The sequence below is a fragment of the Leifsonia sp. NPDC102414 genome, assembly GCF_044765685.1.
In the GTDB taxonomy this organism is placed as follows: domain Bacteria; phylum Actinomycetota; class Actinomycetes; order Actinomycetales; family Microbacteriaceae; genus Leifsonia.
The window spans coordinates 359,705-377,121 of sequence record NZ_JBIWKN010000001.1; the positions used below are offsets into that span (position 1 = coordinate 359,705).

The 17,417-nt window shown below is 68.2% G+C and carries 18 protein-coding genes; 10 read left to right on the forward strand and 8 right to left on the reverse strand.

Going from position 1 to position 17,417, the window contains the following annotated elements; all coding sequences use genetic code 11:
• Positions 1-23 precede the first annotated feature (23 nt).
• Entirely contained in the window at positions 24-1,220 is a 1,197-nt protein-coding gene (locus ACIRCZ_RS01645) for a pyridoxal phosphate-dependent aminotransferase (protein WP_402848938.1), read from the reverse strand.
• A 171-nt stretch (positions 1,221-1,391) separates the two neighbouring features.
• Here ACIRCZ_RS01645 and ACIRCZ_RS01650 point away from each other — a divergent pair, with 171 nt between their 5' ends.
• From ACIRCZ_RS01650 to ACIRCZ_RS01665, 4 genes are all read left to right on the forward strand, one after another.
• Positions 1,392-3,137: a S1C family serine protease gene (locus ACIRCZ_RS01650; RefSeq protein ID WP_402848941.1), complete on the forward strand. Its 1,746-nt coding sequence runs from the start codon at positions 1,392-1,394 to the stop codon at positions 3,135-3,137.
• A 130-nt stretch (positions 3,138-3,267) separates the two neighbouring features.
• Positions 3,268-4,311 (forward strand): glycosyltransferase family 2 protein, encoded by a 1,044-nt coding sequence (locus ACIRCZ_RS01655; RefSeq protein ID WP_055894350.1) that lies wholly within the window; start codon positions 3,268-3,270, stop codon positions 4,309-4,311.
• Positions 4,312-4,313: 2 nt separating this feature from the next.
• Positions 4,314-5,132, forward strand: a complete 819-nt coding sequence (locus ACIRCZ_RS01660; RefSeq protein WP_055892583.1) for a CDP-alcohol phosphatidyltransferase family protein — start codon at positions 4,314-4,316, stop codon at positions 5,130-5,132.
• The gene (locus ACIRCZ_RS01665) at positions 5,125-6,006 is read left to right on the forward strand and encodes a glycosyltransferase family 2 protein (RefSeq protein ID WP_055892586.1); all 882 of its coding nucleotides are present in this window, start codon (positions 5,125-5,127) and stop codon (positions 6,004-6,006) included. The genes ACIRCZ_RS01660 and ACIRCZ_RS01665 overlap by 8 nt, the downstream gene beginning before the upstream one ends.
• Before the next feature lie 7 nt (positions 6,007-6,013).
• Here ACIRCZ_RS01665 and ACIRCZ_RS01670 read toward each other — a convergent pair whose 3' ends face one another.
• The 6 genes from ACIRCZ_RS01670 to ACIRCZ_RS01695 form a co-directional block, all read right to left on the reverse strand.
• Positions 6,014-6,988, reverse strand: a complete 975-nt coding sequence (locus tag ACIRCZ_RS01670; RefSeq protein WP_402848948.1) for a hypothetical protein — start codon at positions 6,986-6,988, stop codon at positions 6,014-6,016.
• A gap of 112 nt (positions 6,989-7,100) precedes the next feature.
• Positions 7,101-7,385, reverse strand: coding sequence for a helix-turn-helix domain-containing protein (locus ACIRCZ_RS01675; protein WP_235500396.1), 285 nt, complete (start codon positions 7,383-7,385; stop codon positions 7,101-7,103).
• Positions 7,386-7,518: 133 nt separating this feature from the next.
• A complete protein-coding gene (locus tag ACIRCZ_RS01680; RefSeq protein ID WP_235500397.1) occupies positions 7,519-7,839 on the reverse strand; it encodes a hypothetical protein in 321 nt (106 codons plus the stop codon).
• A gap of 139 nt (positions 7,840-7,978) precedes the next feature.
• The gene (locus ACIRCZ_RS01685; protein ID WP_055892593.1) at positions 7,979-8,716 is read right to left on the reverse strand and encodes an ABC transporter ATP-binding protein; all 738 of its coding nucleotides are present in this window, start codon (positions 8,714-8,716) and stop codon (positions 7,979-7,981) included.
• Positions 8,716-9,525, reverse strand: coding sequence for an ABC transporter permease (locus ACIRCZ_RS01690; RefSeq protein ID WP_402848953.1), 810 nt, complete (start codon positions 9,523-9,525; stop codon positions 8,716-8,718). The genes ACIRCZ_RS01685 and ACIRCZ_RS01690 overlap by 1 nt, the downstream gene beginning before the upstream one ends.
• A gap of 71 nt (positions 9,526-9,596) precedes the next feature.
• Complete coding sequence (locus ACIRCZ_RS01695; protein ID WP_055892599.1) at positions 9,597-10,289, reverse strand: NTP transferase domain-containing protein; 693 nt, start codon at positions 10,287-10,289, stop codon at positions 9,597-9,599.
• 281 nt (positions 10,290-10,570) lie between these two features.
• Between ACIRCZ_RS01695 and ACIRCZ_RS01700 the strand changes: the two genes are divergently transcribed.
• The 3 genes from ACIRCZ_RS01700 to ACIRCZ_RS01710 are packed head-to-tail and all read left to right on the forward strand — an operon-like array spanning position 10,571 to position 13,643.
• Positions 10,571-11,761: an ABC transporter ATP-binding protein gene (locus ACIRCZ_RS01700; RefSeq protein WP_402848958.1), complete on the forward strand. Its 1,191-nt coding sequence runs from the start codon at positions 10,571-10,573 to the stop codon at positions 11,759-11,761.
• Entirely contained in the window at positions 11,737-13,314 is a 1,578-nt protein-coding gene (locus ACIRCZ_RS01705) for a hypothetical protein (protein WP_402848961.1), read from the forward strand. The genes ACIRCZ_RS01700 and ACIRCZ_RS01705 overlap by 25 nt, the downstream gene beginning before the upstream one ends.
• A 44-nt stretch (positions 13,315-13,358) precedes the next feature.
• Positions 13,359-13,643 carry a DUF3039 domain-containing protein gene (locus ACIRCZ_RS01710; RefSeq protein WP_055892605.1) on the forward strand — a complete coding sequence of 95 codons (285 nt, stop codon included), beginning with the start codon at positions 13,359-13,361 and terminating at the stop codon, positions 13,641-13,643.
• 15 nt (positions 13,644-13,658) lie between these two features.
• Here ACIRCZ_RS01710 and ACIRCZ_RS01715 read toward each other — a convergent pair whose 3' ends face one another.
• On the reverse strand, positions 13,659-14,966 hold the full coding sequence (locus tag ACIRCZ_RS01715) for a nicotinate phosphoribosyltransferase (protein ID WP_055892609.1): 1,308 nt from the start codon (positions 14,964-14,966) through the stop codon (positions 13,659-13,661).
• Positions 14,967-15,068: 102 nt separating this feature from the next.
• Between ACIRCZ_RS01715 and murI the strand changes: the two genes are divergently transcribed.
• From murI to rdgB, 3 genes are read left to right on the forward strand one after another with little or no spacing between them, the layout of a single operon-like run.
• Positions 15,069-15,890 (forward strand): glutamate racemase, encoded by an 822-nt coding sequence (gene murI, locus ACIRCZ_RS01720; RefSeq protein ID WP_055892613.1) that lies wholly within the window; start codon positions 15,069-15,071, stop codon positions 15,888-15,890.
• 40 nt (positions 15,891-15,930) lie between these two features.
• Positions 15,931-16,686, forward strand: coding sequence for a ribonuclease PH (gene rph, locus ACIRCZ_RS01725; RefSeq protein WP_402848965.1), 756 nt, complete (start codon positions 15,931-15,933; stop codon positions 16,684-16,686).
• Entirely contained in the window at positions 16,686-17,285 is a 600-nt protein-coding gene (gene rdgB, locus ACIRCZ_RS01730) for an RdgB/HAM1 family non-canonical purine NTP pyrophosphatase (RefSeq protein WP_402848968.1), read from the forward strand. The genes rph and rdgB overlap by 1 nt, the downstream gene beginning before the upstream one ends.
• The last annotated feature ends 132 nt before the right edge of the window (positions 17,286-17,417 follow it).

Consider the following 17,417-nt stretch of genomic DNA (forward strand, 5'->3'; position numbering starts at 1 on the left):
CGGGGGGCGACGGAAAGCCGGCCTCAGCGCCGCAGCTCCGCCAGCTGAGCGGTCGCCCGCTCCAGCACCTCGGTGCGCTTGCAGAACGCGAACCGCACCAGGGATGCGGTCCCCGCGGAGTACTCGTCCGTGCAGAACGCGGACAGCGGCACGGCGACTACGCCGGCGAGGTCGGGAAGCTCGCGGCAGAACGCCACAGCGTTCGGGAAGCCCAGGGGAGCGGCGTCGGCGACGACGAAGTACGTCCCGTCGGAGTCCGCGACCCCGAAGCCGGCAGCGCGCAGCCCGTCCGACAGCAGGTCCTTCTTCCGCCGGAGGTTCGACGCGATGCCGGTGAAGTAGTCGTCGCCCAGGCGGAGCCCCGCCGCGATGGCGGGCTGGAACGGCGCGCCGTTCACATAGGTGAGGAACTGCTTCACCGCGAGGATGGCGGTCACGAGCTCCGCAGGGGCGGTGAGCCAGCCGACCTTCCACCCCGTGGTGTTGAACGTCTTGCCGCCGGAGGAGATGCTCACGGTGCGCTCCCGCGCCCCCGGCAGTGTCGCGATCGGCACGTTCGGCACGCCGAAGGTCAGGTGCTCGTACACCTCGTCGGTGACGATGATGGCGTCGTGCTCGTGAGCCAGTTCGACGATCGTCTGCAGCACCTCTGTGCTCAGCACGGTGCCCGTCGGGTTGTGCGGGGAGTTCACGAGGATGATCCTGGTGCGGTCGGTGACCGCATCCCGCAGCTCGTCGAGGTCGGGCTGGAAGCCGGGAAGGCGGAGCGGGACCGTGCGGTGCCTGGCGTCCGCCAGGCCGATCAGCGCGCCGTACGCGTCGTAGAACGGCTCGAACGTCACGACCTCGTCCCCCGGCTGGAGCAGGGCCAGCAGGGTGGCGGCGATGGCCTCGGTGGCTCCCGCGGTGACCAGCACCTCCCTCTCCGGGTCCACGGTGAGTCCGTAGAAGCGCTGCTGGTGCTCCGCGATGGCGTGCCGGAGGTCGGGGATGCCGATGCCGGGCGGGTACTGGTTCTCTCCTGAGCGGATGGCGGCGACCGCGGCGTCGAGCACCTCGGCAGGACCGTCCTCGTCAGGGAAGCCCTGCCCGAGGTTGATCGCGCCCGTCCGCACGGCCAGCGCGCTCATCTCGGCGAAGATCGTCGCAGCGATCGCTCCGTCTGCGCCGAGCAGGCCTGCGCCGCTCGCCGCACGCTTCCACGCGCCTGATACCGTCATGGGCACATCCTCTCCGCGTCGTGCTGTTCCAACCTACGGGGTGTCGGTCGTCGCACGCATTCGGTACGTTGTGCAGAGTCATTGACAGGCAGTAGCTCGTCCACAGGGGCCGCAAATAGAACACCCAGGTTCGCATCCCAAGCTGTCAGTGCTTGGAAGGAGCAACACACCATGACTGACACCCCGATCACTCCGGAGCCCGCGAAGGCCCAGCACGACGCCGACACCGAGTCGGTCGCGGGTGCTGCAGCCGAGACCCCCACGAACGCCGAGGGGCAGACCGCGGCGGAGGCGACTCCGCCCGCCGAGGCCGCACCCGCCGCTGAGGCTGCTCCCGCAGCCGACGCTGCTCCGGCCGCACCGGCTGCACCGACCGCACCGGCCTGGGAAGCCCCGGCCGCCGCGCCGGCCGCTGCCCAGACGGATGCGCAGCCCACCCTCCCGCAGCCAGGAGCGCCCGTCGCACCGGCCGCCAGCCAGACCCAGCCGACGCAGCCGGTGCCGCCGCAGCCGTACGGCCAGCAGCCGACAGCGCAGCAGCCGACAGCGCAGCAGCCCAACTACGGGAACGGCTCGTTCGGGCAGCCCGCATTCCAGGGCGCACCGCAGCAGCCGTACGCCCCGCACGCCCAGCACGGCCCGTACGCCACCGCCCCTGGCGTCGCGACCGCCGCCAAGCCGGCCAAGAAGCGCAACACCGGCATGATCATCGCGACGCTCGCGATCGGCGCCCTCATCGGCGGCGTCGCCGGAGCGGGAGCGGGCGTCGGCATCTACGCGGCGACCAGCTCGAACAACGCGACCATCAAGACGGTCTCCGGTCCGCAGAACATCACGGTCAACGACGCCAACAACGCCACGACGGTCACCGCCGTCGCCGCGAAGGCGTCGCCGAGCGTCGTCACCATCTCGGTGACAGGCTCGAGCGAGGGAGGCACGGGCTCCGGCATCGTCCTCACCTCGGACGGCTACGTCCTCACCAACACGCACGTCGTCACCCTCGACGGCCAGGCGTCGAACGTGACCGTCAGCGTCCAGGACAACGACGGCAAGATCTATTCGGCGAAGATCGTCGGCACCGACCCGACCACCGACCTCGCCGTGATCAAGCTGGACGGCGCATCAGGGATGACCCCGATGAAGTTCGCCGACTCGAGCAAGCTGAACGTCGGCGACACCGCCGTGGCGATCGGCGCACCGCTCGGTCTCTCCGGCACGGTCACCGACGGCATCGTCAGCGCCCTCAACCGCAGCATCAGCATCGCGTCGTCCGCCGCCCCGAAGTCGGGAGACGACTCGTCCGGCGGCAGCGGGGGAGACACCAACGGCAACCCGTGGAACTTCGACTTCCCCGGTCAGGGCGGCTCCGGCTCCGGCTCGCAGCAGTCCACCACGACGGCGACGATCTCTCTCCCGGTCATCCAGACCGACGCCGCGATCAACCCCGGCAACTCCGGCGGGGCGCTGCTCAACAGCAAGGGTGAGCTGATCGGCGTCAACGTGGCCATCGCGAGCGCGAGCGGTTCGTCGTCGAGCGGCACCCAGTCGGGCAGCATCGGCGTCGGCTTCGCCATCCCGGCGAACCTCGCCGAGCGCGTTTCGCAGGAGATCATCAAGAACGGGTCCGCAACGCACGGCCTGCTCGGCGCCTCCGTCACCGACTCGTCCTCTGACGCCAAGGCGACCAACGTCGGCGCGATCATCAAGGACGTCACCTCCGGAGGGGCAGCGGCCGGCGCGGGCCTGAAGGCGGGCGACGAGGTCGTCAACTTCAACGGCCTGCCGATCACGAGCGCGACCGACCTGACCGCTCAGGTCCGCGCCCTCGCGGCCGGAGCCAAGGCGGACGTCACGTACATCCGCGACGGCCAGACCAAGACAACGACCGTCACGCTCGGTTCGCTCCCCGCGAGCTGATCGCCGACACCACCATCACGAGGCCGTCCCGCAGCAGCGGGGCGGCCTCGCGGCGTTCGGGGGCGGGCTCCCAGGCGCGCCTGGACGCGGCTGATAAGCTCGAACGACCCGAAAACGACGAATGGAACCGATGCCGGACAACACTGTGCACACCCTTCCCGGTGTCTCGTACGTGATGCCCGTTCTGAACGAAGTCACTCACGTGCGGGCTGCCGTCGACAGCCTGCTCGCCCAGGACTACGCAGGACCGTTCGAGGTGACCGTCGCGCTCGGCCCGAGCATGGACGGCACCACGGAGCTCGTCGAAGAGCTCGCGGCCGTCGACAACCGCATCCACATCGTCGAGAACGTCGTCGGATCGACGCCGGCCGGGCTCAACCTGGCCATCCGCCAGTCGCACTATCCGGTGGTCATCCGAGTGGATGCGCACTCCGTCCTGCCCACCGACTACGCCCGCATCGCGGTCGAGACGATCCTGGAGACCGGGGCGGACAACGTCGGCGGGCTGATGGATGCGCAAGGCACCACCGCATTCGAGCGCGCCGTGGCGCGCGCATACGGCAGCCGCATCGGTCTCGGCGGCACCAAGCTCCACGTCGGAGGCGAAGCAGGGCCGGCGGAGACGGTGTACCTCGGCGTCTTCCAGCGGGACAGGCTGATCGAGGTCGGCATGTTCGACGAGGACATCAAGCGAGGTCAGGACTGGGAGCTCAACCGCCGGCTGCGCTCGACCGGCGGCACCGTGTGGTTCACCCCGCGCCTCAAGGTCACGTACCGCCCTCGCCCCAACCTCTACCGCCTGGCCAGGCAGTTCGTGTCGACCGGCGTGTGGCGCGGAGAGCTGGCCCGTCGTTTTCCCGCCGCCAACGGCGTGCGCTACTTCGCGCCCCCGCTGATGGTGCTCGGCGTCGCGGTCGGCCTGATCCTGGGGATCGCCGGTATCGTCCAGGCCATCCTCGGCGCCGCCCCCTGGCTGCTCATCGGCTTCGCCATCCCCGCCTTCTACGTGCTGATCGTCGTCGCCTCGGCCATCGTGTGGGGGCGCAAGGACGGCTTTCGTTCGTTCCTCTGGTTTCTCGTAGTCTTGCCGTGCATCCATTTCTGCTGGGGGAGCGGCTTCATCCTCGGATACCTCTCGCTCACCCGCAACATCACGGCCCACACGGGAAGGTAGCCATGTCAGCCCCAGGCACCGGCGCGCACGGAGCGCGCCCGACCTCGATCGCCGAGCTGCGCGCGGTCGCGCAGCCGCCCGAGGTGCGCGGGCGTCGCAACGCCGAGCACTGGACGGCGTCGCTGTACCTGCGCAACCTGTCGCCGTACCTCACCTGGTTCCTGCTCAAGACCTCGATCTCGGCCAACGGCGTCACCGGCCTGATGATCCTCACGGGATGGGCGACGGCCGCGAGCCTCCTCATCCCCGGCATCGGAGGCGCCGCGCTCGCGCTCATCCTCGGCCAGCTGCAGATGCTGGTCGACTGCTGCGACGGCGAGGTGGCGCGCTGGCGCAGGACATCGTCGCCGGCGGGGATCTTCCTCGACAATGTCGGGCACTACTCCACCGAGACGCTGATCGCGATCGCGCTCGGCATCCGCGCAGCGGGCTACCCGTTCGAGGCGCCCGCCGACTACCTGTGGACGAACCTCGGCACGCTGCTGGCCCTCATCATCGTGCTCAACAAGGCGCTGAACGACATGGTGCGCGTCGCCAGGGCGAACGCGGGTCTCGGCAAGCTGGCCGACACCCAGGCGGCGTACGCGCCGACCCACGGCGTCATCGCCCGGCTGCGTCGCGCCGCACGTTTCGTGCCGTTCCACCGGCTCTACCACTCCGTCGAGCTGACGATCATGATCTTCGTCTTCTCGATCATCGGGCTCTTCATCGGAGATCAGCTCGCCAACCGCATCCTGCTCGCCGTTCTCGTGCCGCTGGCGCTGCTGGCGCTGATCGGGCACTTCGTGGCGATCATGTCGTCGAAGAGGGTTCGTGGCTGACCGGCAGGTCGCCGTCGTCGTGCTCACGCAGGGTACGCGACCGGCCGAACTGCGCCGCGGGATCGACTCCGTGCTCGCGCAGACCGGCGTCTCGACCGACGTGGTGGTCGTCGGCAACGGCTGGGACCCCGCCACGTCCGACCCTGCACTGCCTGACGGCGTCCGCACGCTGCACCTGCCGGAGAACGTGGGCATCCCCGCCGGACGGAACGCGGGCGTCCCTCTGGTCTCCGGCGACATCCTGCTGTTCCTGGACGACGACGCGTGCATCCCGTCGCAGACCTTCCTCACCGACGCCATCGGACAACTGGATGCCGACCCCGGCATCGGGATGATCCAGCCGCGCATCGTGGACCCCTCCGGAACGATGTCCCCTCGCCGCTGGATCCCGCGCATCCGGAAGGGCGACCCCGCACACCCGAGCAACGTGTTCTCGGTGTGCGAGGCGGTCATCGTGCTCCCACGGCGCGTCTTCGACGCCGCCGGCGGCTGGGCCGCCCCGTTCTTCTACGCCCACGAGGGAATCGACCTGGCCTGGAAGGTGTGGGATCAGGGGCTGCGCACCTGGTACGCGGGCGACCTGATCGCCAACCACCCTGCCGTCTCCCCGACGAGGCACTCGTACTACTACCGTCTCAACGCCCGTAACCGGGTGTGGCTGGCGCGGCGGAACCTGCCCGCTGTTCTCGTGCCGCTCTATGTCGGATCGTGGACGGGCATCCAGTTGCTCAGGTGGTTCAGGAAGCCGGCGGTGCTGAAGGCGTGGTTCGGCGGCTGGAGGGAGGGCTGGCGCACCCATCCGGGGGAGCGGAGGCCACTGCGCTGGCGCACGGTGTGGCGCATGACCCTCGCTGGACGCCCGCCGATCGTCTGAGACGCTGTCAGTCGTCCGCGCGTTCGTCGGCGTCCTGGTCCTGCTCAGCACGTTCCGGCTCGCCCGTGGTCAGTTCGCCCTGCCGTGCTGACCGCCGGCGAGGAACGGCCCCTTTGAGGACGGTGCCTGCTCGCATCGCCGCGGTCCCTGCGCTCGCTCCCATCCGCCGGACGCCGTCGCTCGTCGCTGCGATGGACCGTCCTGCGATGCCCGGCTTCTTCTCCCCGGCCGTGACGGCACGGACGACGGGGGCGGTGGCGGCGGGGAACACGGCGGGTGCACCGCCGAACGCCAGCCGTGAGTTCTGCACGACGCGCCGGCCCAGGATGTTGTTGCCCGCTCCGCCGATGACGGCGCCGATCCCGAACGGGATCGCCCTGCCGATCACGCTGGCGCCGCCGCGCACGGCGAACTGGCGGATGAACGCGCTCTTCAACCGGTCGACCAGCGGCCCGACCATCATCGACGGAAGGCTCGAGGTGACGAGCTCTCCCCAGTACGCTGTGCGCCCTGCGCCGCCTCCGGCGACCTGACCAGCCAGCTGGCGAACCAGGTCGGAGCCCTCCCTGCCCAGCATCATGGTGAGGACGAGAGCGCGAGCGCGCTCCGGGTCGTCGACGGCGATGCCGTGCAGCTCACTGAGCGACTGGGCGTACAGAGCAGTCGCTTCGAGGAATCCGGCCGTCTCCAGCCCGGAGAGCGCGATGGTGATGCCCGTGCCGATCGCGGGAATGACGGCGGTCACGCCGACAGCCGCGCCTCCGGTGGTCACGGCGGCGAGATAGCGGCGCTCTAGGATCGCGGCGATCTGTGCGGGGGACGCCGCCGGGTTCCTGCGACGGATGCCGCGCAGGTGGGCGAGGACGGCGGGCCGGTGGATCGCGAGCAGCCGATCGAGCGTGGTGTTGACCACGCGAGGCGTCTCGGCCCCCGTCTGCTGCCCGCCGGTGACCGATACGAGCGGTTTCTGCTGTTTAGCCATCGACCCCGAGTGTATGCGCACAATCTGCGAGGAACACAGGGATTGATTTTCCCCGTGTTCCTCGCAGTGCGTGTCTCGTGTCGGTGCTGGTGTGGAGAGCGGAGCTGCTCGGTCAGGGACCGAGCAGGCTGTTCCCGTGCCGCGACCGCAGGTACTCGGCGGCGGGCAGCACGCTGTATGCAGCGGGGAGGTGGTCCCCGTTCAGCCCTGCGGTGAGGGCTGCGACGTCCACACCGAAGACGCTCGCGATCCGCAGAATGGTCACGAGGCTCGGGTTGGCGACGCCGCGTTCGATCTTTCCGTAGTTGGTGACGTGCATCTGTGCGAGGTCGGCGACGTTCTCCTGGCTGAGGCCGAGCTCGACGCGGACGTTGCGCACGCGTGCACCGAAGATCACGGCGGCTGGGGACAAAGGCTCTGGTGACATAAACAATGAATACGACGATGCTGCGTCGGTCGCCAGAGCCGAGATGCCTCGGACACACTCACTGCGTGCATAAAGGATGTAAAATACATACCTCTCGCCCGGCTCAGAAGCTGACGTTCCAGAGGTATTCCGTGCCATCCGGCCGGAACCAGCGCACGACGAGGATGGTGTCTGCTGCGATGTCGGGGCCGATGACGGTCGCGTCGATGGCAGCGCCCGGCACGACGGCGGATGGAGCGCTCACGCTCAGGCGGGAGCGGCCGGCGATGCTGACGGTGACCCCGTGCAGGATCTCCTCGCTGGTGTTGACCAGGCGGTACAGGGGAGGCGCGCTGCGGTCGACCTCCCATGGCACGCGATGGGCGACGGCGGTTGTCTGGGTGGCGGACGATGGACTGCGTAATTCACGGCGACGGCGGATCATGGGAACAATCTAAAATTCGCGTCCGACGCTGGGGCTCTCAGATGGGGCGTCTAGGCCCTTTCTGTGGAGAACTCCTCGAATTCTTTTTTGTGGAGGGATTGGTGCACCCCAAAGAATTCGGTCTGATCAGGGTTTTCGATCAGCTTCCGTAATCGCGGTTGTAGAGGTCCAGCACCTCGTCGATGGAGCTGTCGAGCACCAGCGACCCCTTGTCGAGATACAGTCCCCTGTCGCAGAAGCGGCGGAGATCCTTCTCGTTGTGCGAGACGAAGAAGAGCGTCCTCCCGCCCTCGAGCAGTTCCTCGATGCGCCGGTAACATTTCTCGCGGAACCCGCGGTCGCCGACGGCGAGCACCTCGTCGACGAGGATGATCGGCTCCTCGAGCTGCGAGATGACGGAGAACGCGATGCGCACCTTCATCCCGCTCGACAGGTGCTTGTACGGGGTGTCGACGAAGTCGCGGATCTCTGCGAAGTCGATGATGCTGTCGAACCTCTCGTCGATCTGCGACCGTGACATGCCGTGCAGTCCGGCTGTCAGATAGACGTTGTCGCGTACCGTCAGGTCGTCGACGAAGCCGCCGGTGATCTCGATGAGCGGCGCGACGCCGTCGTCGACCTTCACGGCGCCCTCGTCGGGGAGCATGACGCCGGCGACGAGCTTCAGCAGGGTCGACTTGCCCTGACCGTTCCTGCCGACGACACCGATCGACTCGCCCTCGTTCACGGCGAAGGTGACGTTGCGGAGCGCCCAGAAATCGTCGGGACGCGTCCTTCGCTGACGGGAGCTGAACAGGTCCTTGAACGAGCGCCGGCCTCCTCGGTTGCGCCGGAACCTGACGCCAAGCCCGGAGACGTCGATGATGGGTGCCTGCATCAGATCTCCTTCAGGACGGCGCGCTCGCTGCGGCGGAAAACCAGGATGCCGATCGCGAGGAGGACGAGAGAGACCAGCGCGCTCGTCAACACCAGATACCAATCGAGCTCCTTGGCGAAGAAGGCAGCGCGATACAGGCTGAACAGCCCGGTGAGCGGATTGAACGCCGCCAGGTCTTTCAGGATGTGGATGTGCTCCAGGTCGCGCGCGCTGTAGATGATCGGGGACGCGTAGAAGAGGAAGCGCAGGAACAGCTTGATCGCACGCTCCAAGTCGCGGAAGAACACCACGAGCGGTGCGACGATCAGGCCGACGCCCATGGTCAGGATGACCTGGATCACGATCGCGAGTGGGAACAGCAGGATGTCGATGTTCACCCTCGCGCCGCCGACGATCGCGAAGAACGCAAGGACGGGGAGGGAGAGCAGGAACTCGATGCCCTTGGATGCGACGATCCTGTTGACCCAGATCGAGCGGGGGATCATCGTGGACCTGATGAGCTTCGACTCGCGCAGGAATGCTCGCGTGCTGTCCGAGACCGCGCCGTTGAACCACATCCACGGAAGCAGGGCGGCGAGCAGGAAGACGATGTACGGTTCCTCACCGACATCGCGGTGGAAGATCTGCGTGAAGACCAGCCAGTAGATGCCGCTCATCACCAGCGGGTCGAGGATCGACCACAGGTAGCCGAGCGCGCTCGTAGAGTACCGGACGCGCAGGTCTCGCTTCGTCAGCAACCAGAGGGAGTGCCGATAGCGGGCGAACTTCGTTCGCTGCGCAGGGCGCACTGCAGTGAATGTACTGGTCACGGAACCCATCGTATTGATCGAAGCTGCGTGCTCGTCACGCAGCGGATTCGACTATACGAAAAAACCCTGCACTAAACGAAAAGGTTCGCCCGCTCGAGGTCTTCCTGGAAGTCGACCTCGACCGCGTACAGGTCTGAAATGTCGACGGGCTCGACGAGCAGGGCGTCCTGCTCGATCGCGAGCTCGATGCCGCGCTCGAAGTAGTCCTGGTCGCCGACGCGCTGCAGCTGACGGAGCAGGGCGGCCTTGTCGGTGCTCGACACGTAGTTGATGCCGACGGCCTCGCCGAGACCGTTCTTGACGGTCTTGGAAAGCTCCTGGATGTATCCCTCGGCGCCGGTGGTGTACTTGACCTCCTCGTCGGCGACCGACGAGGTGTTGACGGTGACGAAGGTCTGGTCGCGGTTGACCGTCGCGGCGGCGCGAACGAGGACGGCGGGGTCGAAGACGACGTCTCCGTTCATCCAGAGCACTCCGCCGTTGCCCGACGCCTGCAGGGCGCGCATGAGGCTCTTGGAGGTGTTGGTCTGGTCGTACTGCTCGTTGTAGACGAAGGATGCGTCCGGGAACGCTTCGATGATGTGCTCGAGCTTGTAGCCGACGACGATGGTGACCTTGGCGTCCTTGCCGAAGGCAGCGTGGATGTTGTCGAACTGCTGCTGCATGATGGTGCGGCCGTCGCTGAGCTCGGTGAGCGGCTTCGGAAGGCTTCGTCCGAGGCGGCTGCCCATGCCGGCTGCCAGAATCACTACCTGGGTCGTCACAATTGTCTCCTTGGGTTCCGTGCGGACTGGAGATGATGACCTGCTGGACACCACTTAACCGAAGTCTGGTAGAGGGTTCGCCCAGGGTTCAGCCGCACTTACGCGTATCGACACCCCTTCATGCCTCGACCAGAATACCGGCGCACCCTTTCGAGGGGCAGGGGTTGACCGATGTCGTTGTTGGGTCGTTATGTTCCTCACAGGACTTTCCTAGGCTGCGGGACCCCGGCAGTTGGCGGGGTGGGGCTCACAACCCGCGGGCGGCTTGGTACGTTAGCTGGGTGAGTTCCGAGCAAGCGCGACCAGACAGCACCGAGCCGGTCACGGCGCGCACGCCGGCGGCTCCACGACGGAAGACGACAGACACGGCACCAAGCGCTGGGGAGCGGACGGGGGACGAGATGGCCGCGAATGCGACAGAGGGGGACGGCGTGACCTCGCCCCCGAAGAAAGCGGCCACGAAGCCGCAGGCGAAGCGCACGCCGGCCGTGAAGACGGCCGCTGCAGCGGCAGGATCGAGTACGCGCAGCGCATCGCCGCGCGCCCCGCGGACGACCAAGCCGCGCGCGACGAAGGCGGCTCTGCCCGTCGAGACCACCGCCACGATCGAGGTGGCTGCGCCCGCCGAGGTGGCCGCACCTGCCGTCGCCGATGCGCCGGCCCAGCCTGCGGCATCCACCGTCGCAGCGACGCGTTCGACCCCGTCCTCCTCCGCCAGCGTGCTCAGCGTCACCGGCCTGTACAAGCGGTTCGGCGAGACCGTCGCTGTAGACGGCGTGTCGCTGGACGTGAAAGAGGGCTCCTTCTACGGCATCGTCGGCCCGAACGGCGCGGGCAAGACCACGACGCTCTCGATGGTCACCGGCCTGTTGCGGCCGGACGCCGGGCAGGTGCTCGTGCACGGCATCGACGCCTGGTCCGACCCTGTGCGCGCAAAGCGCGCGATCGGCGTGCTCCCCGACAAGCTCCGCCTGTTCGACAGGCTGACCGGCGCCCAGCTGCTTCACTACTCGGGCACGCTCAGGGGCCTGAGCGCCAAGACCGTGCGCCTGCGCAGCGCCGACCTCGCGTCCGCGTTCGGCATCGAAGACGCCCTCGACCGCCTCGTCGCCGACTACTCCGCGGGAATGACCAAGAAGATCGCCCTCGCCGCTGCGATGATCCACTCGCCTCGACTCCTGGTGCTCGACGAGCCGTTCGAGTCCGTCGACCCCGTGTCGGCGGCCAACGTGATCGAGATCCTGCAACGGTATGCGGCCGCCGGCGGAACGGTCGTGCTGTCCAGCCACGGCATGGACCTCATCCAGCGGGTGTGCGACAGCGTCGCGATCATCGTGCAGGGCAAGGTCCTCGCGGCGGGCACCATCGACGAGGTGCGCGGAGAGCAGACCCTCGAAGAGCGCTTCGTCGACCTGGCAGGCGGACGCAAGGCAGCGGAGGGCATGGAGTGGTTGCACAGTTTCTCGGACTGAAGCTGCGCCTCATGGGCAACGCCTTCCGGCGGAGCCCGTGGCAGGTCGTCGGCCTGTCGGTCGGGCTGGTGTACGGCTTCCTCATCACGTTCGTCGTGGTGGGCAGCCTCATCGCCGCACGGTTCGTGCCGGACGTCGCCCAGGTGCATCACGTGCTGGTGGTCGTCGGCTCGATCGTCGTGGCCGGTTTCTTCCTGCTGCCGCTGGTCTTCGGCGTCGACGACACCCTGGACCCCCGGGCGTTCTCGCTGTTCGGCATCCCGAACCGCCAGCTCTCGACAGGACTGCTGCTCGCGGCGCTGATCGGCATCCCGTCCATCGTGCTGAGCATCTGCGCTGTCGCGACGGTCGTCACCTGGTCGCGGGATGTCGGCACGACGCTCATCGCGATCGTGTCGGCCGTACTGCTGGTGCTGACCTGCATCCTGGCCAGCCGCGTCTCGACCTCCGTTGCGTCGTTCCTGCTCGCCACGCGCAGGTCGCGGGAGTTCGGCGGCGTCATCGGAATCCTCATCATCGTGCTGATCGCGCCGGTCATCATCCTGCTGATCACGATCGACTGGGGCCGTGACGGTCTCGGCGTGCTGTCCGGATTCGCCGCCTTGCTCGGCTGGACGCCGCTCGGCGCGGTGTGGTCGGTGCCAGGCGAGGCGGCGGAAGGTGCGTGGGGCATCGCGGTGCTGAAACTGGTCGTCGCCGCCGCGACGGTCGGGCTGCTGTGGCTGGCCTGGACGTCGCTGGTCGCGAAGATGCTCGTCACGCCGCAGCGGGAGGCGCACGCCAAGGCGTACCACGGCCTCGGCTGGTTCGGCAGGCTCAAGGGCGGCCCGACCGCGGCGATCGCCGCCAGGTCGATGACGTACTGGGGCCGCGATCCGCGCTACTGGATCTCCCTGGTGATGATCCCCGTCGTTCCTGTCTTCGTCATTGTGGCGCTGACGCTGGCCGGGATCCCAGGGCACTATGTGTCGCTCGTGCCCCTGCCGCTGGTGTGCCTGTTCCTCGGCTGGACGATCCACAACGACGTCGCATACGACAGCACGGCCATCTGGCTGCACATCGTCTCCGGCACGCGCGGCATCGCGGACAGGGTCGGCAGGATGTTCCCTCCGGTGCTCATCGGCATCCCGGTCGTGGTGGTCGGTTCGATCATCACGGCCGCTGTCTACGGCGACTGGGCTGTGCTCCCCGCGGTCGGTGCGCTGAGCGGGGCGATCCTCCTGATCGGACTCGGTCTGTCGAGCCTGTTCTCTGCGCTGTTCCCGTATCCGGCGACCAAGCCAGGCGACAGTGCGTTCGCCCAGCCGCAGACCTCCGGCGCATCCGCAGCGCTGGTGCAGGCCTTGAGCTTCTTCGCGATCCTCCTTCTCGCGTCGCCGATCATCGTGTTCCTGGTGCTCGGCCTGACGCTCAGCCCGTTCTGGTTGGGGATCGCCCCCGTCGCCGCCATCGTGCTCGGCTTCGGCTCCCTCTTCGGCGGCCTCTACCTCGGCGCGAAGGCGTTCGACCACCGGGGGCCCGAGCTGATGGCCTTCGCCAACCGCAACGACTGAGCAGGCCACGAGCATCCGGGCAGCATCGAACGTAGACTGGATGCATGTACGAGGACAGCATTTCGGAACCTGGTGGCCTGCCGGACGGCGGAGGAACGGCGACGCTCGACCGCGAGCTCGAAGAGCTTCTGCAGAACGAGGCCATCGAGCCGGGTGACCACGAGCGCTTCTCGCACTACGTCAAGAAGGAGCAGATCCTCGAGTCGGCCATGACGGGCAAGCCGGTCAAGGCGCTCTGCGGCAAGATGTGGACGCCTGGCCGTGACCCGCAGAAGTTCCCGGTCTGCCCGAGCTGCAAAGAGATCTACGAGAAGCTCCGCGACGAGTAGTCGAGCCTCAGAGTCTCAGACGTAGAGCGTCGGAAGCACGGGGTCGCCCCTGCTCACCCGGAGCGCCTGGTCGGGCAGCTCTGCCAAAGCCATCGCGCGGTGTTCCCGCGCCGCGACGGTTCCCGCCTGTCCGAGGTGTTCGCGGTGCACGACCCCGTCCGTGATGAGCGGCACGAGCAGGTCGCGTCCGCGATCCTCCACGGATGCGCCGCGCTCGATCACGTGGATGGCCTCCGCAACAGCGGTGCCGTTCTCGTCCAGCCGCCGCACGGGATGCTTGCGGCCGCCGACCGTTGCCTTGCCGTCCGACTTCTTGGCCACGGAGATCCACTCGCCCGTGCCGTCCTCACTGCGGTGCGCGACCAGCTTGTAGACCATGCCGGACGCCGGATGGCCGGAGCCGGTGACCACAGAGGTGCCGACGCCGTACGAGTCGACGGGGGAGGCGGCGAGCCCGGCGATGGTGAACTCGTCGAGGTCGTTGGTGACGGTGATCTTGGTGTTCACGGCGCCGAGGGCGTCGAGCTGGGCGCGCACGCGACGCACGAGGTTCGGCAGGTCGCCTGAGTCGAGCCTGACCGCGCCGAGCTCCGGGCCGGCGACCCGCACGGCGGTGTCGATCGCCGTCTCGACGTCGAAGGTGTCGACCAGCAGCGTCGTGCCTGGACCGAGTGCATCCACCTGGGCGCGGAAGGCGTCCTCCTCGCTGTCGTGCAGGAGGGTGAAGGCGTGCGCGGCGGTCCCCATCGTCGGGACGCCCCAGTGCCGTCCCGCCTCCAGGTTGGAGGTGGCGCTGAAACCGGCGATGAACGCCGCCCGCGCCGCGGCGACCGCTGCCCGCTCGTTGGCGCGGCGCGACCCCATCTCGGCGACGGGGCGGCCACCGGCGGCCGTGACCATCCTGGCGGCGGCGCTCGCGACGGCGGAGTCGTAGTTGAACACGCTGAGGATGAGCGTCTCGAGGATGACCCCCTCCGCGAACGGCGCGTCGACGACGAGGAACGGGGAACCGGGGAAGAACACCTCGCCCTCGCGGTAGCCTGCGATGGTGCCGCTGAACCGGTAGTTCGCGAGCCAGTCGATGGTCGCATCCCTGACCACGCGGTTGTCGCGCAGGTATTCGAGCTCCGAGTCGCCGAAGCGGAACTGCTCGATGAGCTCGAGCAGGCGACCCGTCCCCGCCAGGATGCCGTAGCGGCGCCCGGCCGGCAGACGGCGGGTGAACGCCTCGAAGACGCACTCCCTGTCGTGCGTGCCCTTGAGCAGCGCGGCGTCGAGCATCGTGAGTTCGTAGCGGTCGGTCAGCAACGCGGAGGAGGCCATCACCCGCCCAGCCTAGCGAAGGCGGCGCTCTGCCCGTCGCTGATCCCGTCGTCGCCGGTCGGCGGCGGTGGTCTCCTGCCCATCGTTGTATGGTGGCTTCTTGTGACCGATGCACCGATTGGGATTTTCGACTCGGGTGTCGGCGGACTCACCGTCGCACGCGCGGTCCGCGATCAGCTCCCGAACGAGTCCATCCTCTATGTGGGCGACACTCTGCACTCGCCGTACGGCCCGAAGCCGATCGCCGAGGTGCGCCGGTTCTCGCTCGACGTGCTCGACTTCCTGGTGGACCAGGGCGTGAAGATGCTCGTCATCGCCTGCAACACCGCGTCCTCCGCAATGCTGCGGGATGCGCGTGAGCGCTACTCAGTGCCGGTCATCGAAGTCATCCAGCCCGCCGTGCGCCGCGCGGTCGCAGCGACCCGCAGCAACAGGGTCGGCGTGATCGGCACGGTCGGCACGATCAACTCGCGCGCATACGAAGACGCCTTCGCCGCCGCACCGTCGCTGGAACTGTTCACCAGGGCGTGCCCGCGCTTCGTGGAGTTTGTCGAGGCCGGGGTCACCAGCGGGGACGAGGTGCTGCAAGTGACGGCCGAGTATCTGCAGCCGCTGCGCGACGCCGACGTCGACACGCTCGTGCTCGGCTGTACGCACTACCCGTTCCTCAAGGGCGCCATCTCCTACGTGATGGGGGAGGGCGTCTCGCTCGTCTCCAGCGACACGGAGACGGCGAAGGACGTCTACCGCACCATCGTCGGCGGCGGACTGGAGCGCACCTCGCCGCTGCCCCCGACCATCCACTACGAGGCCACAGGCGCGGACACCGAGACGTTCCTGCGGCTCGCCCACCGCTTCATCGGCCCGCAGGTGGCATCGGTCGACCTCGTGCAGACGGGCACGATCGACCTGCCGCGCCCCTGACCATCATTCCCACCGCATCCAGCACCATCGAGGAGACACCGTGACCGACATCATCCGCGCAGACGGGCGCACCGCCGACCAGCTCAGGCCGGTCACGATCGAGCGTGGCTGGAGCAAGCAGGCCGAGGGCTCAGCGCTCATCTCGTTCGGCAACACCCGCGTGCTGTGCACCGCCTCGTTCACCAACGGCGTTCCCCGCTGGATGGCCGGCAAGGGCAAGGGCTGGGTGACGGCGGAGTACTCGATGCTGCCGCGTTCGACCAACAGCCGCATGGACCGCGAGTCGGTCAAGGGCAAGATCGGCGGACGCACCCACGAGATCAGCCGCCTGATCGGCCGCAGCCTGCGCGCCGTCGTCGACATGAAGGCGCTCGGCGAGAACACGATCGTGCTCGACTGCGACGTGCTCCAGGCGGACGGCGGCACCCGCACCGCGGCCATCACCGGGGCGTATGTTGCACTCGCGGACGCCCTCGAGTGGGGCCGCGAGCACCGCTTCATCGGCCAGAAGGCCACCCCGCTGATCGACTCCGTCTCCGCGGTCTCCGTCGGCATCATCGACGGTGAGCCGATGCTCGACCTCGCTTACGTGGAGGATGTGCGCGCCGAGACCGACATGAACGTCGTCGTCACCGGGCGCGGCCTGTTCGTCGAGGTGCAGGGCACGGCGGAGGGCGCACCGTTCGACCGCAGGGAGCTGGACGCGCTGCTCGACCTCGCCGTCGGAGGCGCAGAGACGCTGTCCGGCATCCAGGCCACGGCACTCGCTGCGGCGCTCGGTGGGGCGGAGGGCTGATGGTCCGCGTCGTCCTCGCCACCCACAACCAGCACAAGGCGGCCGAGTTCCAGCAGATCCTCGGGGATGCGGTCCCCGGCCTCGAGATCGTGGCGTACGACGGCCCGGAGCCGGTCGAGGACGGCGTCACCTTCGAGCAGAACGCGCTGATCAAAGCACGGGTCGCCACCCAGCACACCGGCCTGCCTGCGCTGGCGGACGACTCCGGCATCTGCGTGGATGCGATGGGCGGCGCCCCCGGGATCTTCTCCGCGCGCTGGGCTGGCTCGCACGGCGACGCGGAGGCGAACCTCCGGCTGCTGCTCGACCAGCTCTCCGACCTGCCGGTCGGCACGCGCGGCGCGCACTTCACCGCGACGCTCGCCCTCGTCACGCCGGAGGGGGAGGAGACGGTCGTGCAGGGCATCTGGCCAGGCCGCATCGCGCGGACGGCGCGCGGCAGCCACGGTCACGGCTACGACCCGATCTTCGTTCCGGAAGGGCACGAGAGCACGGCGGCAGAGCTCGGGCCGGCCGTGAAGAACGCCGAGAGCCACCGTGCGCGCGCGTTCGCGGCGATCGCCCCGGCGCTCAACACGCTGGTCGCGCGCTCCCGCTGATCGGTTCGCACCTCCGATCGGTTCACGCCGTTCCGTGCCCGCTGTTCCGGCCCAAGGACGCGCTGCGTGGTGAGAATGAGAACGGCACTCATTCCTATCTAGGCCGGGCATCTGGCGGGTCGCGCATCCACT